This window comes from Nocardia sp. NPDC059180 (assembly GCF_042754945.1).
In the GTDB taxonomy this organism is placed as follows: domain Bacteria; phylum Actinomycetota; class Actinomycetes; order Mycobacteriales; family Mycobacteriaceae; genus Nocardia.
On the sequence record NZ_JBHZBU010000006.1, the window covers coordinates 127,904 to 141,538 of the forward strand.

Sequence of the window (13,635 nt, forward strand, 5' to 3'; positions counted from 1 at the left end):
TCACCAATGTTTGTAATGCAAGGGTGAATCCCTCCTTCCTGTGAAACCTCGTACTAGCAGAGCTTGCTCGCGTGTGGCATCCTCGTGACCGACACAAAGATACATGCACCAATGTATGTAATCACCGGCTGGAATCGGAGAACTCATGGCTGCGTCTCAGGCGCCTCGCCCGCTGCGGCGGGTACCACTCACCGTCGAGATCGCCCGGGTGGGAACCACTCTCTGGCACGCCGCCCGCGGTGGCGGTCGGCTGCTCTATGAGGACCGCGTCATCGGCGCCGATCCGGCGCGCGCGGCAGCCGAGCTGCGCCGCCGTGTGGTGGACCTCGGGCCGACCTATGTCAAACTCGGGCAGTTGGTCGCCTCCAGTCCGGGCGTTTTTCCCGAGGTGGTCGCCGAGGAATTCCGCAGCCTGCTCGATCGGGTCCCGCCGGCCGCGCCTGGGGCGATCGAAGCCGTTCTGGCCGCGGAACTGGGCAGGCCACCGCAGCAGATCTTCGCGACCTTCGATCCCGAACCGATCGCCTCGGCGTCGATCGCCCAGGTGCACGCGGCGACCCTTCCGGGTGGTGAGCGGGTGGTGGTGAAGGTGCGCCGCCCGGGCATTTCGGAGCGGCTCGCCGCCGATGTGCAGATCCTGGCACGGCTCGCGGTCCTGCTGGAATGGACCGAGTACGGCAGAATCGCCGGTGCCCGCGACATTGTGGCCGACTTCACCGCCAATCTCAACGACGAACTGGACTTCCGCACCGAGGCCGGCGCAATGACCGAATGGTCGAACGCTATGGCGGACACCGAATTCGCGGACAAGGTCCGAGTGCCGCGTGTCCATTGGGACTACACCACCGGCAAGGTGCTCGTGATGGAACACATCGATGCGATCCGCATCGATGACGTGGACGCGGTGACAGCCGCCCGACATGACGGCGCCGACCTCATTCGCACGATTCTGTTGTCGCTCCTGGATTCCGCGTTCCGGCGCGGCGTCTTCCACGGCGACCTGCACGCGGGCAACGTGCTGGTGGATCCACAGGGCCGGGTGGTGCTGCTGGATTGGGGCATTGTCGGCAGGTTCGACGATGACCGGCGACTGATCCTGCGCAGACTGGTGGGAGACCTGGTGGTGCACAACGATTTCGATGCCGCCACTCAGGGCTTGATGCGGCTGGGCGCAGTAGGCCGCCCGGGCCGTCGCAAGCAGGCCGCCGCCGATATCCGCTCGTTCACCGCCCCACTGTCGGGCTCGGAACTCGGCCGGATCTCCTATGCCGACTTCGGCAAGCAACTGGCCGAACTCGCCAAGCGCTACCAGGTGCGACTGCCTCGTGATCTGGTGCTGGTCGGTAAGCAGCTGCTCTACGTCGAGCGGTACATGAAACTTCTCGCTCCGCAGTGGAAGCCGATCACCGATGAACAGGTTGTCGCTTTCATGGCGGAGCTGCTCGGCCAAGCCGAGCAGGAGCGCGAAGGCGCCGAAGTCGCCGACTGAGTAGCGCCGGGGGTCGCTGACCATGCAAGTGGCCGAGACCACCCATCGAACTCCAGGAGCTTCGAGGTAGCGGCAAACAAACATTCTCAAATGCATGTAACCTGCACGATCCGACTCGCGTCCGGTGGCTTCTGCGAGCAAGTAAATGGGAGTGGTAGCTCGCTGAGGGTTTGTATTTTGGCGCTTTTAACAGTCACTATAGACAGAATTGACGAAATTGACTACCTTGGGTGCAGGGCTGAACGTCCACTCGGCGTCGGCGACAATGTTGCATTCATGGCGATCTGTAAATGGGCTCGCAGTTGAGTGGATCAGTGCGGTCCACCGCGTCGGACGGGCGGCCGACCCAGCGGCATGCCCGAATATTGGGAGGATTCGATGACGAACCACGCCGACAACCGCGGCCCGGTGGCCGACCGCTTACTGGAAGGTTCGATGCGTCGTTCCTTCGATTCCGACATCGACGTCGACTTCGACGAGCCCGCGGACCCGGACAAGTTCTATCTCCCTCCCGAGGTGATCTCTCTCTACGGCACCAAGCTGTGGGCACAGATGGACCACCAGCAGCGGGTCGACCTGTCCCGTCACGAGATCGCCAACCTGCTCTCGCGCGGAATCTGGTTCGAAAACACTCTCAACCAGGGGCTGCTGCGGGCGATGATGTATCAGGATCCGACCTCGCGCCACGTGCACTACGCGCTGACCGAACTAGGCGACGAGACCCGCCACATGATCATGTTCGGGCGCACGGTCGCCGCGCTGGGCGTGCGGCCCTACCGCCTGTCACGGCTGGGCTCGCTGGCAGTGAATTTGTTCCCGACCGCCTACAAGGGCTTGTTCTTGTGGGTCGCGGCGCTGGTCGGCGAGGAGATCCTCGACGACGCCCAGAAGCGGCTTTCCCACCACCCCGACCTGCAGCCGTTGATCCAGCAGGTCATGCGCATCCACGTCACCGAAGAAGCGCGCCACATCCGGTTTGCCCGGGAAGGTGTGCGCCGCAAAGTGCTTCGCGCACCATGGTGGGAACGCGCGTTCGCGGCTACCGCCAACGGCGGGGGTGCGTTCGTGGTGTACGGGATGTTCATCAACCCCGCGGTCTACCGGCGGGTGGGTCTGAATCCCTGGCAGGCGTGGTATCAGGCGCACCGTAACGAACTGGTCAACGCCCGTCGGCGGGAGACATTCGAGCCCCTCGATAGGTTTCTCACCGAACATGGTCTGATGAACCCGTTCTCGCGCTGGGCGTGGCGAGTGACGGGATTCAAGCGGTGAGCGGCACGTACAGTCGGCGCTACGACGTGATCGTCATCGGTGCGGGATTCTCCGGGATCTGCGCGGCGATCAAGTTGCTCGAAGCCGGTATCGACAACCTCCTCATCGTGGAGAAGGCCGACCGCGTGGGCGGCACCTGGCGCGACAACGACTACCCCGGCGCGGCGTGCGATGTGATGGCGCACCTGTATTCGCTGTCGTTCGCCCCGAACCCGGCATGGAATCACCGTTTTCCCCCGCAAGACGAGATCCTCGCCTACCTCGAGCAGGTGGCGGACCGTCACGGACTCACACCGCACATCCGGTTCGGTACCGAAATCGTCGAGCAGAGCTTCGACGACGAGCAGGATGAATGGCTGCTCGTGAGCGGGTCCGGCCGACAGTGGCGGGCTCGCGCCGTGATCGCGGGAACCGGACCGTTGCACGTGCCGAAGATTCCCGCACTCGCAGGAGCGGATGCGTTCGCCGGTGCCCAGTTCCATTCCGCACGCTGGGATCACGGCGTCGACCTCGAGGGCAAGGTAGTGGCGGTGGTCGGCACCGGTGCCAGCGCGGTACAGATCGTGCCTGCCATCGTCGATACTGCCGGGAGGGTTGTGGTCTTCCAGCGGACTCCGCATTGGGTGCTCCCACGTCCCGCGCTGCCGATCACCAGGGCCGAACGCGCCTTGTTTCGGCTGGTCCCCGGCAGCCGAGTGCTGGCGCGCGGGGCCATCTACCTCGCCCAGGAAGCGCTCATCGGCGCGTTCCTGCATCCGCGGTTGATGAGCGCTCTGCGCGCGGTGGCCCGCCGTCATCTGCGCAGACAGGTATCCGAGCCTGATTTGCGGGCCGCGCTCGAGCCCGACTATGAGATCGGATGTAAACGGATTCTGATCTCGAGCGACTATTATCCGGCCCTGCAACGCCCTGATGTCTCGCTGGTGACCTCGCCGATCACCGGGATCGAACCCGAGGGGATCCGCACCGACGACGGTGGCCTGCACGAGGCGGACGCCATCGTCTACGCCACCGGATTCGATGTCCTCGACCACGTGACCGAGCAGCGGTTGCGCGGCCGTGCGGGCACCCCGATCCAGCAGGTCTGGCGCGACGGTGCCAAGGGCTACTACGGGGTGGCCGTGCACGGGCTGCCGAACTACTTCCTGATCATGGGCCCCAACTCGGGGGTGGGAAACCAGTCGATCGTGTTCGTGATCGAATCCCAGGTGGAGTTGATCGTGCGCTGTCTGCACGCGCTGTTCGACGGCGAATACACCCGCGTCGAGGTGAAATCCCATGTGCAGGCGGAATTCAATCGCGAACTACAGCGCCGCTCCGCCGGTACGGTATGGACCGCAGGCGGATGCCGGAGCTGGTACCTGGACCACGCCGGGGTCAATAGAGCACTGTGGCCCACCTCCACCCTGTCGCTGCGCCTTCGCATGCGCCGAATCGCGCTGGGCGACTTCGATTTCAGCACTGCTGACGATCGTGAAGACGGCGAAACCTACACCGGTTCGGCGACATTGAGCACTGACGACGGCACGCAGATCACCGCGCGGGTGCGGTTGCTCGCCCGCTACGAACCCGTCCCCGACACCGTCAAATGGCAGGGCCGGGTCGAACCGACCCCGGAGCTCGCCCGCCTGCACACCCAGGTCAACCAGGCGATTCGGATCCAGGTACCGGGACGAGACGCCGTGGACGGCGTCCTCGTCGACACCGATCCGTGGGGTGGAGCCCAACTGGTCGGGTGGGGGCGCTCTCCCTACCGGATCGATGTAGAAGCCGCCGTTCTCGGCGACTGAACACCCCTCGCTTCACTCCCACTGCAATGGGGCAGTACGAGAAGAGAACGATATGCGAAATTACTCCGGCCGAACCGTCGTCATCACCGGCGCCGCCCGCGCCGGCGTGCGCGGCCTGGCCCGCGAACGCGCCCGCATCCTCGTCGGACCCGACGCCCGCCTGATCGCGGCCTTGCCGCGGCTGTTCGGCGCCGCCTACGGCCGGCTCATCGAAACCACGCCGCGCGTGCTGGAGGTCTGAGTCGTGGCCTATGTGATCACCCAGCATTGTTGCGGCGACGCCGCCTGTGTGGCCGCGTGCCCGGTTGGATGTATCCATCCGACCCCCGCGGAACCCGCGTTCGCCACCGCGACGATGCTGCACATCGACCCCGCTACCTGTATCGACTGCGGAGCTTGCGCCGACGCGTGCCCGGTGAGCGCGGTGCGTTCCGACACCGAACTCACCGCGCGAGAACTGCCGTTCATCGAGATCAACGCTGCCTACTACCGTGACAATCCGCTGCGACCGGGTTGGCGGCCGTCGCCGCGTTACATCGACATGCCCACCGCGCCCGGCACCCTGCGGGTCGCGATCGTCGGTACCGGTCCCGCCGGCTATTACACGGCCATCGAACTGCTGCGCCAGCCCGGCATCGAGGTCGACCTGTTCGACCGCACGCCCGCCTGGGGTGGGCTGGTGCGCTCAGGCGTCGCACCCGACCACGGCGATACCAAATAGGCCATCGATCTGCACGCCATCGCGGCGGAGAAAGCCCGGCGACTCCACCTGCACTTGGGAGTGGAGATCGGTGCGGACATCTCTCACGACGAACTGCGCGAACTGCATCACGCCGTGGTGTATTGCACCGGTGCCGGGTCCGGGCAGCGGCTCGAGCTCGACGGCGCCGAGCTGATCGGCAACCACACCGCGGTCGACCTCGCACGCTGGTACAACGGACACCCCGACTACGCCAGGCTGCCGATCGATCTATCCGGTGAACGCGCCGTCGTCATCGGCAACGGAAATGTCGCGATCGACGTTGCCCGTATCCTCACCAGCGCTCCCGAGCAACTCGCCGCGACCGAGATCGCCGATCCCGCACTCCGAGCATTGCGCCGCAGCACGGTCCGCGAAGTCGTCGTCCTGGGGCGCCGCGGGCCTGCCGAAGCGGCCTTCACTCATCCCGAACTCGTCGGATTGCTCTCGGTGCCCGGCCTGCATGTCAGCGCCGATATCGGCGACCGCCCGCTGGACGGACCGTGCTCACCGATCACCGAACTCTTGGCCTGCCTGCCCTCGGCCCCGCCGCGCGAAGGCCGCCGCGTCGTGCTGCGTTTCGACACGACGGTGACCCACATCCACGGTGATGACCACGTCACGGCCGTCACCGTCGCCCGTGGCGGCAGCTCACTCCGACCGGAAACCGAGGACATCGCGACGGGGCTGGTGGTTCATTCGATCGGCGCCACGGTCGCATCGGTGCCGGGTGTTCCTCGCGGGAGCCACACCCAGCCGCTACCGAATACCGCAGGACGCGTGTGCGACACCGATGGTTCCCCGGTGCCCGGGGTGTATGTCGCGGGCTGGGCCAAACGCGGCCCTGCCGGGGTGATCGGCACCAACCGCGCCTGCGCCCTGGAAACCGCCGCCGCGGTAGTCGAGGACTTCCTCGCCGGTCGACTCACCACTGCGGCACGCGGACGAGACCACCTCGACAAGCTCATCGCCGCACGTTGCCCCAACGCCATCAGCACGGCCGGCTGGGCGAGTATCGACGATCTCGAACGTGCGCACGGCGCGGCCGAAGGACGCCCCCGGGTGAAGTTCACCGCTGCCGCCGAACTGGTCCAGGCCGCGCGCCCCACACCGCCCCAGGTTTCGAGGCTGCCTCGGTGGCTCGGGCCGCGGTGAGATCGCCTGCACAGACCGCGCAGCCGATCGCTGACACACCTTGTCAGCGGCCGAGCCGAGCGCTCCGCTCGTACCAGAAACACTCTCCACCGAAGGGACATTCATGACATCGCAGCTGACCCTCCACGGCAAGGTCGTCGCCATCACCGGCGGCGCCCGCGGTATCGGCGCGGCGACCGCTCGCGCTTTCGCCGCGGCAGGCGCCCACGTCGTGATCGGCGACATCGACCAAGGGGCCGCGGAGATCACTGCCGCGGAAATCGGCCACGCTACCGTCGCTCTGGGCGTGGACGTCACCGACCGCGCCAGCTTCGCCCGGTATCTCGACGCTGTCGCCCACCAATTCGGCACCGTCGACGTATTGGTCAACAACGCGGGTGTCATGCCCATCGTCGAATTCGACCAAGAGGCCCCTGATTCGGTCCGCCGGCAGGTCGATATCAACCTCCTCGGCGTGCTGTGGGGCTCACAACTGGCGATCCAGGCCATGCTGGCCGCCGGACGTGGTGGGCACATTGTGAATGTTGCTTCCGCAGCCGGGAAACTGACCTTCCCCGGTGTAGCGACCTATAACGCCACGAAGTTCGCTGTGGTCGGCCTGACCGAGGCGCTGGCCGCCGAATACCGAAACCAAGACATCACGTTCTCCCTCATCATGCCCGCGCTGGTGCGGACCGAACTGGCCGACGGCGTCGGCGAGCACTGGGCGCTGCGCAAATCGGACCCCGAACAAGTTGCCGACGCGATCGTGCGCGCGACCCGCCGACGCACCTTCGAAGTGGCCGTGCCCCGCGAACTACAAGTTCTCTACCGCCTCCACGCGGTACTGCCACACTCGGTGGCCGCCTTCACCATCCGCGCACTCGGCGGCGACAGTTATATCAGCGAGGCCGGCCACCATCCACACCGCCGGCAATACGACCAGCGCATCACCGGCACCGACGCCCCCGAGACCAAGCGATGACGCCCGCCACACCCGCGGCCACCTCTGCGGGGCATCGGATCACCGAAGAACTGCTGCGTGAGCTGGCTTCCCACGTGCACACCAGCGGCACCGGCCAGGCCGGCGTGTACGAAGTCTTCACCGGCGCACCGCTGCTGAACCTGCCGCAGGCCGAACCCGGCGATGTCGCCGATCTGGTCGGACAGGCTCGCCTGGCGCAAAAGGAGTGGGGTGCTTGGCCTTTCCGGCGGCGTGCGCGGGTAATCGCGAAATACCTGGAGCTTGCCCGCGACCACAGCGCTATCCTGCTGGACCTGATCCAAGCCGAGACCGGAAAGGGCCGATGGGAGGCGTTCATCGAGTTCCTCGAACCCAACCTCACACTCAGCTACTACCTGCGCCACGGACGCTCCATCCTCGCCGAAACCGGCCGCGAATCTATGGTCCCACTGCTGGTGAGCACGACAGAGGTCCACCATCCCGTCGGAGTGGTCGGGGTGATCACACCCTGGAACTTCCCCTACGCTCTCGGCCTGTCCGACTCGTTGACCGCACTGCTGGCCGGCAACGCGGTCATTCTCAAACCCGACGAACAAACCAGCCTCGATGCGCTCTACGCGGCCACCTTGCTCGAACAGGCCGGCCTGCCCGAACATTGCCTGCAGATCCTTGTCGGCCCCGGCCACACCGTCGGAGCCGAGCTGGTCGAGCACGTCGACTACCTCGCCTTCACCGGATCGGTGACCACCGGCCGTCATGTCAACGAGCAACTGGCCGGCCGCTTGGTCGGCTGCAGCCTCGAACTCGGAGGCAAGAACCCGATGCTGGTCCTCGACGACGCCGACCTGGCCAAGGTCGCGCAGTCTGCGCTGCAGGCGTGTTTCATGCATGCGGGACAGGTGTGCATGGCGATCGAGAAGATCTTGGTACCGCACACGTCATTGGACCGGTTCCTGGATCTGTTCGCGCGCGAGACCGAGCAACTCACCTACAGCACCGGCTACGACTTCACCGGCACGCTGGGCTCGCTGACCGGCCCGGCGCAACTGGCGAAGGTCGAGACGATGGTCGCCGATGCCCTGACCAAGGGCGCGACCCTCGTCACCGGTGGTCGCTCACGCCCCGACCTGGGTCCTTACTACTACGAGCCGACAATCCTGACCGATGTCACTCCCGCGATGGCGCTATACCACGAGGAAGTCTTCGGCCCCGTCGTCGCCGTATCGGGTTACGACACCGTCGACGACGCGGTCGATCTGGCCAATGCCGGTGAGATGGGCCTCAACGCCAGCATCCACGGCCGCGATCTCGCCGTGGCGCAGCGTATCGCCCGCCGGATCCGCGCAGGAACGGTCAACATCAACGAAGGCTTCGGCGCCGCATACGGCAGCATCGGTGCCACCGCCGGGGGCATGGGCCAATCCGGGCTCGGCCGCCGACACGGACCCACCGGACTCCTGAAATACACCGAGCCCCAGACCATCGCCGTGCAACGCCTGTCACTACAGGCACCACCACAGTGGATGCGGCGGCAGGTCACGACCGCGATCGCCAAGCGCGCCTACGGAACCCTCAACCGGTTCGGCTTGCGCTGACGCGGTGCGGCCTACTATGTGGCACCGCCGGGTGTGGAGGTCAGCTGTTCGCCCCTGCCGGGCCCACCACCGAATGCGGTGCGACATCGGTCTGATCAGGCTGCTGTGCTGTGTGGAACTCCGGTCGCAACAACGGCACCAGGAATCGACGGGCATATCGCTCGGGACCGTCGGGCCCATCCAGGTCGAACACTGTCGAGGGCGCCAGGATCAGTGTGTGGAAGCTGCGGACAATCTGTTCGGCTATCACCTCGGCATCGACCCCTTCCGCCAGCGCCTCCACGGGGATGAACTCGACAACAGTCCGGCGGGCCCGGGCGATTGCGGGCGCATCTCCGACCACATAGGGCAACAGAATCTGCGGATTCAGCTCGAGGACCGCGTTGAGCGTGCGATGCTCGCGCAGCGCACGGAACCCATATCCGAAGCCCTCGACCAGGCGCTGTTCGATATCGTCATAGCCGGACACGACGGTGGCCAGGTCGGCGAAGAATCGGTTCAATTCCGCCCGCACAGCGGCCCCGATCAGCGCTTGGCGGCCAGGGAAATGCAGATACAGCGTGGCCCGGGCCAATCGCGCTCGATGCGCGATCTCATCCATCGAGACCTTCGTGACACCGGTCTCGGTGATCCAGTCCAGTGCCGCCCGCAAGATCTTGTCTCGCGTCCGCTGATCTGCCTGGTCACCGCTTCTGGATGCACTTCGCGCCACATCTGGAATCGTATCGGGTCCGCACACACGCCTGTGCGCCCGCGCAACCGCGTCCATCCGCTCGGCCGCCTCCGTGAAACCAACGATGTGGAGATCGACGTCGTGAGAGCGGACCGTGCGCCGATCGCCGAGGAGTACAACGATCGACCTGGCCGAGGCCGGTCGCGGCAGTCGGAGGTAGTCGCGCACATGCCAATTGGGCGTGGGCAGCTCGGTGTCGGCGATGGCACGCCAAGTGCAACGATAGACATATTGCGAAAAAGTGTCTATCTTTCGATTGAGGCCCTTTCGGGCTGTAGTCGCCAACGCTCAGTTCGCCGTGGCCGGCTCCACACGGACGAGGAGGATGTCATGACAACGTCGTCAACACCGACTGCTCGCAACGAGGTCGCTACCCGCCTGATCGACGGATCGATCCGTCGATCGCACAACTCGCTGCTCGAGATCGACTGGGGCGCTCCCCAAGACCCCGACCTGTTCTATATGCCGCCCGAGATGATCACCCTCTACGGCACACCACTGTGGGAGAAGATGACCCACCGGGAGCGGGTGGAACTCTCCCGCCAAGAGGTCGCCAACACCTTCAGTCGTGCGGTGTGGTTCGAGAACACCCTCAACCAGGGTCTGCTGCGGGCGATGCTGTACCAGGACCCCACTTCGCCGCACGTCCATTACGCCCTGACCGAACTGGGCGACGAGACCCGCCACATGGTGATGTTCGGCAAGATGGTCAGCGCGATCGGCGCCGAGCCCTACCGGTTGTCGCGGGTGCAGGCGATGGCGGTGCAGGCGATGCCGCTGTTCTACCGCGGCCTGATGCTGTATCTGGCCGCCCTGTGCGGTGAGGAAGTCATCGATGACGTGCAGCGCAAATTCCTGAACCATCCCGAGCTGCAGCCGATCGTCGCACAGACGATGCGTATTCATATCGCCGAGGAAGCCCGCCACATCCGCTTCGCCCGAGAGGGTGTGCGCAGGCACGTCCGAACGGCGCCCTGGTGGTCGCGGACCTTCTGCGCGACCGCCAACGGCGCCGCCGGCTTCATCCTGGACAAGATGTTCATGGACAAGCGCGTGTATGAACGGTGCGGACTGCCCGTCCGTGAGGCGGTCCGTCAGGCCAAGGCCAACGAATTCAGCCAGGCGCGGCGCCGGGCCGCGTTCGCCGACTTCCACGAGTTCCTCGAGGACAACAATCTGCTCAACCTCGTGTCTCGCACGCTGTGGCGTCGATACGGATTCCTCGCATGAACGACCCGATCGATCAGCTCTTCGACGTCATCGTGATCGGGGCAGGCTTCGGTGGCCTGTGTGCCGCCGCCAAGCTGCGCGAAGCGGGCATCGACAACTTCGTCGTGCTGGAGAAGGCCGGCGAAGTCGGCGGCACGTGGCGGGAGAACACCTACCCCGGTGCGGCCTGCGACGTGATGTCATTGATGTACTCGTTCTCGTTCGCGCCCAACCCGGCGTGGACGCGCGGCTACGCACGTCAGCCCGAGATCCTGGACTACCTGCGCACGTTCACCGATCACCGCGACCTGCGTCGCAGCATCGTCTTCGGCGCCGAAGTGGTCTCTCAGGTCTTCGACGACGACACCGACACCTGGACGTTGCGTACCGCCGCGGGCAATACCTTCGTCGCCCGGTCGGTCATCGCGGGCACCGGTCCACTGCACGTTGCCAGCATCCCGGAACTGCCCGGCATCGAACGCTTCACCGGGACGGCGTTCCACTCCTCGCAGTGGAACCACGACGTCGATCTCACGGGTAAGCGCGTCGCGGTCATCGGCACCGGCGCGAGCGCGGTGCAGTTCGTACCCGAGGTGGCCGCGCTCGCGGGACATCTTTCGGTGTTCCAGCGCACGCCGAACTGGGTGCTGCCCAGGTTCGATCGTTCGATCAGCGCGCTCGAGCGGACGGCCTACCTGGCCGTGCCTGCCCTGCGTCGGCTGGTGCGCGCCGGCATCTACTTCAGCCACGAGGCGGCCACCGCGGCGTTCCTCAACCCGAAGTACATGCCGATCATGCGCAAGATCGCCCAGTGGCACCTGGAACGTCAGGTCCCTGATCCGCACCTGCGTGCGCGGCTACAGCCCCAGTACGAAATGGGCTGCAAGCGAATCGTCATGGACAACGCGTACTACCCGGCCCTGCAGCGCGACAACGTCGACCTGGTGACCGAGTCGATCCAGGAAGTCACCGAGGATGCGATCATCACCGGCGACGGTGTGCGCCATCCGGTCGACGCGATCGTGTACGGCACCGGCTTCAAGGTCGTCGACAAGACTCAGGACATGGACCTGGTCGGGCGTGACAAGCGCACGATCCAGCAGGTGTGGGCAGAGGGGACCGAGGCCTTTCTCGGTGTCGCGACCAACGGTATGCCGAACTACTTCCTGCTGGTCGGGCCCAACACCGGCGTCGGCAATCAGTCGATCGTGTTCATCATCGAGGCGCAGGTCCGCTACATCGTGCAGCTGCTCGTCGCGTTGAACGAGCGCGAATGCACTCGCGTCGAGCCCAAGGCGCACGTGCAGGCGCAGTTCAACCGGGAACTGCAGCGCAAGTCGGCGGGCACCGTGTGGACCGCGGGCGGCTGCAGCAGCTGGTATCTCGACGACAAGGGCGTCAACCGGGCGATCTGGCCCGACACGACCCTGGCCTACTGGCGACGCACCCGTAACGCGAACCTCAGCGATTTCGAGTTCACCCGCCTGACCGATCGTGAAGAGGACGAGGACTATTCGGGTCCGGCGGTGTTGATCGATGCCGAGGGCAGCCGCCACGAGGTCGACGTGCACGTGCTCGCGGTCTACGAGCCGGTGGAAAATGCGATCCGCTGGTACGGCCGGGTCGCGCCGTCGCCGCAGTTGCGGGCGTTGCACGTGCGCAACAATCTGCCTGTCCTGTTGCAGATCGGCGACAACGAGCCGGTCGACGGCGTGCTCGTCGACGCTGATCCATGGGGTGGTTCGCGCATCCACGGTCGTGGCGCCTACCCGTACCCGCCGGTCCTCGACGCCGAACTGGAGCAGCTGTTCGCCATCACCGATGTCTCCTCGCGCGGTGGCTCCGATGCGTGACTATCGCGACCGCACGGTCGTCATCACCGGTGCGGGCAGTGGCATAGGTCAGGCGCTGGCCTACCAGCTGGCCGACCGAGGCGCGCGCCTGGCACTGTCGGACATCGACGCCGATGCGGTCGCCGCCACCGCCGCCGTGTGCAAGCGGCGCAACGCCGAGGTGCAGGATGTCGTCCTCGACGTCGCCGACCGCGATGCGATCTACGCGTACGCCGACACCGTCGCCGAGCGGTTCGGCGTGGTGCACACGGTGATCAACAACGCGGGTGTGGCGGTGCACGCCGGGCTCCAGGCGATGTCGGACGAGGACATGGCCTGGATCATGAACATCAACTTCTGGGGTGTCGTCCACGGCACGCGGGCATTCCTGCCGCATCTGATCGCCTCCGGCGACGGCCAGATCGCCAACGTCTCCTCGGTGTTCGGCCTGATCGCGGCACCCAAGGATTCGGCCTACAACGCGTCGAAATTCGCGGTCCGTGGCTTCACCGAGTCGATCCGGCAGGAATTGCGGATCGAGCGCGCGCCGGTCGCGGTCAGCTGCATTCACCCCGGTGGCATCAAGACCGCGATCGCGCGCACCGCGCGCGTCGGCGCGGGCGAGGACAAGGCGGCGGTGACGGCGCTGTTCGATCGCGTCGCGTTGACCAGCCCGGAGTCGGCCGCGCGCACGATCATCGCGGGATTGCGTCGCGATCGTGCCCGCATCCTGGTCGGCCCCGACGCCTGGGCGATCGCCGCGATGCCCCGCTTGCTCGGCGCGCGCTACACCGTCGCGGTCGAGAACGCCTACCGCCTGCTCGGCGCCTGACTCCGCATCCACCACCTCTCTGAACGTGCCTTCCGGGGAGCCCTCC

Annotated in this window: 12 protein-coding genes; 11 read left to right on the top strand and 1 reads right to left on the bottom strand. The window is 65.9% G+C overall.

Annotated elements, in window-relative coordinates; genetic code table 11:
* The first annotated feature begins 145 nt into the window (after window positions 1–145).
* The 8 genes from ACFXNW_RS19920 (at window position 146) to ACFXNW_RS19955 (ending at window position 8,983) form a co-directional block, all read left to right on the top strand.
* A complete protein-coding gene (locus ACFXNW_RS19920) occupies window positions 146–1,489 on the top strand; it encodes an ABC1 kinase family protein (RefSeq protein WP_379419204.1) in 1,344 nt (447 codons plus the stop codon).
* 378 nt (window positions 1,490–1,867) lie between these two features.
* Window positions 1,868–2,761 carry a diiron oxygenase gene (locus tag ACFXNW_RS19925; protein ID WP_379419205.1) on the top strand — a complete coding sequence of 298 codons (894 nt, stop codon included), beginning with the start codon at window positions 1,868–1,870 and terminating at the stop codon, window positions 2,759–2,761.
* Window positions 2,758–4,551 carry an NAD(P)-binding domain-containing protein gene (locus tag ACFXNW_RS19930; protein WP_379419206.1) on the top strand — a complete coding sequence of 598 codons (1,794 nt, stop codon included), beginning with the start codon at window positions 2,758–2,760 and terminating at the stop codon, window positions 4,549–4,551. Before ACFXNW_RS19925 ends, ACFXNW_RS19930 begins: the two co-directional genes overlap by 4 nt.
* A 52-nt stretch (window positions 4,552–4,603) precedes the next feature.
* Complete coding sequence (locus tag ACFXNW_RS19935; protein ID WP_379419207.1) at window positions 4,604–4,792, top strand: hypothetical protein; 189 nt, start codon at window positions 4,604–4,606, stop codon at window positions 4,790–4,792.
* A 3-nt stretch (window positions 4,793–4,795) separates the two neighbouring features.
* Window positions 4,796–5,272 carry a 4Fe-4S binding protein gene (locus ACFXNW_RS19940; protein WP_379419208.1) on the top strand — a complete coding sequence of 159 codons (477 nt, stop codon included), beginning with the start codon at window positions 4,796–4,798 and terminating at the stop codon, window positions 5,270–5,272.
* A 54-nt stretch (window positions 5,273–5,326) separates the two neighbouring features.
* Window positions 5,327–6,445 (top strand): hypothetical protein, encoded by a 1,119-nt coding sequence (locus ACFXNW_RS19945; RefSeq protein ID WP_379419209.1) that lies wholly within the window; start codon window positions 5,327–5,329, stop codon window positions 6,443–6,445.
* A 103-nt stretch (window positions 6,446–6,548) separates the two neighbouring features.
* Complete coding sequence (locus tag ACFXNW_RS19950; RefSeq protein WP_379419210.1) at window positions 6,549–7,409, top strand: SDR family oxidoreductase; 861 nt, start codon at window positions 6,549–6,551, stop codon at window positions 7,407–7,409.
* Window positions 7,406–8,983: a succinic semialdehyde dehydrogenase gene (locus ACFXNW_RS19955; RefSeq protein ID WP_379419211.1), complete on the top strand. Its 1,578-nt coding sequence runs from the start codon at window positions 7,406–7,408 to the stop codon at window positions 8,981–8,983. Before ACFXNW_RS19950 ends, ACFXNW_RS19955 begins: the two co-directional genes overlap by 4 nt.
* A 40-nt stretch (window positions 8,984–9,023) precedes the next feature.
* Here the strand turns inward: ACFXNW_RS19955 and ACFXNW_RS19960 are convergent, their stop codons facing one another.
* On the bottom strand, window positions 9,024–9,695 hold the full coding sequence (locus tag ACFXNW_RS19960; RefSeq protein WP_379419212.1) for a TetR/AcrR family transcriptional regulator: 672 nt from the start codon (window positions 9,693–9,695) through the stop codon (window positions 9,024–9,026).
* Window positions 9,696–10,046: 351 nt separating this feature from the next.
* Here ACFXNW_RS19960 and ACFXNW_RS19965 point away from each other — a divergent pair, with 351 nt between their 5' ends.
* The 3 genes from ACFXNW_RS19965 to ACFXNW_RS19975 are packed head-to-tail and all read left to right on the top strand — an operon-like array spanning window position 10,047 to window position 13,589.
* Window positions 10,047–10,946 carry a diiron oxygenase gene (locus ACFXNW_RS19965; protein ID WP_379419213.1) on the top strand — a complete coding sequence of 300 codons (900 nt, stop codon included), beginning with the start codon at window positions 10,047–10,049 and terminating at the stop codon, window positions 10,944–10,946.
* Entirely contained in the window at window positions 10,943–12,778 is a 1,836-nt protein-coding gene (locus ACFXNW_RS19970) for an NAD(P)-binding domain-containing protein (protein WP_379419214.1), read from the top strand. The genes ACFXNW_RS19965 and ACFXNW_RS19970 overlap by 4 nt, the downstream gene beginning before the upstream one ends.
* Entirely contained in the window at window positions 12,771–13,589 is an 819-nt protein-coding gene (locus tag ACFXNW_RS19975) for an SDR family NAD(P)-dependent oxidoreductase (protein ID WP_379419215.1), read from the top strand. Before ACFXNW_RS19970 ends, ACFXNW_RS19975 begins: the two co-directional genes overlap by 8 nt.
* The last annotated feature ends 46 nt before the right edge of the window (window positions 13,590–13,635 follow it).

Bases quoted from the DNA above. Each gene is read 5' to 3' on its own strand.
- ACFXNW_RS19920 (WP_379419204.1), top strand. From the start codon at position 146: ATGGCTGCGTCTCAGGCGCCTCGCCCGCTGCGGCGGGTACCACTCACC.
- ACFXNW_RS19925 (WP_379419205.1), top strand. From the start codon at position 1,868: ATGACGAACCACGCCGACAACCGCGGCCCGGTGGCCGACCGCTTACTG.
- ACFXNW_RS19935 (WP_379419207.1), top strand. From the start codon at position 4,604: ATGCGAAATTACTCCGGCCGAACCGTCGTCATCACCGGCGCCGCCCGC.
- ACFXNW_RS19950 (WP_379419210.1), top strand. From the start codon at position 6,549: ATGACATCGCAGCTGACCCTCCACGGCAAGGTCGTCGCCATCACCGGC.
- ACFXNW_RS19955 (WP_379419211.1), top strand. From the start codon at position 7,406: ATGACGCCCGCCACACCCGCGGCCACCTCTGCGGGGCATCGGATCACC.
- ACFXNW_RS19965 (WP_379419213.1), top strand. From the start codon at position 10,047: ATGACAACGTCGTCAACACCGACTGCTCGCAACGAGGTCGCTACCCGC.
- ACFXNW_RS19970 (WP_379419214.1), top strand. From the start codon at position 10,943: ATGAACGACCCGATCGATCAGCTCTTCGACGTCATCGTGATCGGGGCA.
- ACFXNW_RS19975 (WP_379419215.1), top strand. From the start codon at position 12,771: ATGCGTGACTATCGCGACCGCACGGTCGTCATCACCGGTGCGGGCAGT.